Raw genomic sequence first — 1,280 nt, forward strand, 5'->3', positions numbered from 1 at the left:
TCTTCAATAATTTTTTTAGCTTTCTCAGGTGATTTAGCTCCTAAAGTCTGTATATTATGGGCTCTATCAAAAAGTTTTATGAGGGCTGTATCATATCTTTTTTGTTTGATTAACAGGTTTAAGCTTTCCTCGGCACTGATTTTTCCATAAGGTTTGATTCTAGTTAAACCTTCTACATGTTTTGCTATTTCTTTACCAAAAATTTCGACGATCATCTTTTCAGTAAGCTCTGTATCCTCAATAGTATCATGAAGTAGAGCAGCATTTATCATGTTAGAAGTAAAAAGCTTAGGGGCTTCGTCTGCTACAAACTCCGCAAGCATAATCGCTACTTCAATTAGATGAGAATAGGAAGGATCGCCTGATTGACGCATTTGTGAACCGTGATATTTACGAGCGTAGTAGATGGCTTTTTTGACTTCCTCTATATCAACTGGATTTTTTACTTTAGTGTTTAAATATTCGAGTTTATCAAGTAGCTTTTTAGCATAAACGCAAACTTCAAACTTTTCTTTCCAAGAGCTTATATCTTCCATAAAAAGTTATTTCTTATTTTTGTTAATAATAGTTGATTACAATTAAAGTAAAAATTAAAAAGTTGCAATAATAAATAATTTTTTAACTTTAAATATATTAGCAACTTTTGATTATTTTGTATTTTAGCAACTATCATTTTACTTTATTAGTTGCTTTAGCTTCTTGTTCTTGCTGTAATTTATACTCTGCTGCTTTGTCTTCTGCATAATTAAAAAAGAAATAACAGAAAGTTAAAAACTAGTCAAAACTATTCTAAGAGTTATTAGTATTAACTTAAGCTCTTTCCTTGCATTTTGAGCTTTTGATCGTTTTTCTTCCTCTTCATCAATATAAGACTCAGAGGTTAAAATTTCTTCTTCTTTATTTTTCATATTTTAACTCTTTAAAATTAGCTTATATATTAATGATAGAGTTTAATTATCATTTGAGAGAAGTAATTTATAGGGGGAATTAAAAGAAGTCAATAATTATAATTGTTAATTGTAATAATTATAGTTTTATAAATCCTCTTTCTCTAAAATACTGTATTTTTTATTTGACGAAAGAAACATCACGAAAAAACACCAAAGCAAAGTAATGTTAGAAATAGAAGAGCATAGTAAAGATTTTAATTTGACGAATGTTGAGAGAAAAAGATGCCTAATAAAAACTGTGTTTTCGACAATTAAATTAACAGGCAAAAAGCTTGACTTTATGCTGAATCCGCCGTTTGATTCATTTGTAATAGTTGAGATTTAATCTTA

General features: G+C 28.3%; 2 protein-coding genes and 1 pseudogene. 1 reads left to right on the forward strand and 2 read right to left on the reverse strand.

The genetic code is table 11. The features are described from left to right. A partial coding sequence (locus KYQ89_RS04495; protein ID WP_218460594.1) for an HD domain-containing protein occupies window positions 1–536 on the reverse strand: 536 nt, incomplete at its 3' end. Between the two features lie 133 nt (window positions 537–669). Then, window positions 670–908: pseudogene (locus KYQ89_RS04500) on the reverse strand (hypothetical protein). Between the two features lie 205 nt (window positions 909–1,113). On the opposite strand from KYQ89_RS04500, the gene KYQ89_RS04505 reads away from it, so the two are divergent. After that, on the forward strand, window positions 1,114–1,275 hold the full coding sequence (locus KYQ89_RS04505) for a hypothetical protein (RefSeq protein ID WP_256621333.1): 162 nt from the start codon (window positions 1,114–1,116) through the stop codon (window positions 1,273–1,275). Window positions 1,276–1,280: the final 5 nt, after the last annotated feature.

The organism is Rickettsia sp. TH2014 (assembly GCF_019249195.1).
In the GTDB taxonomy this organism is placed as follows: Bacteria; Pseudomonadota; Alphaproteobacteria; order Rickettsiales; family Rickettsiaceae; genus Rickettsia; species Rickettsia felis.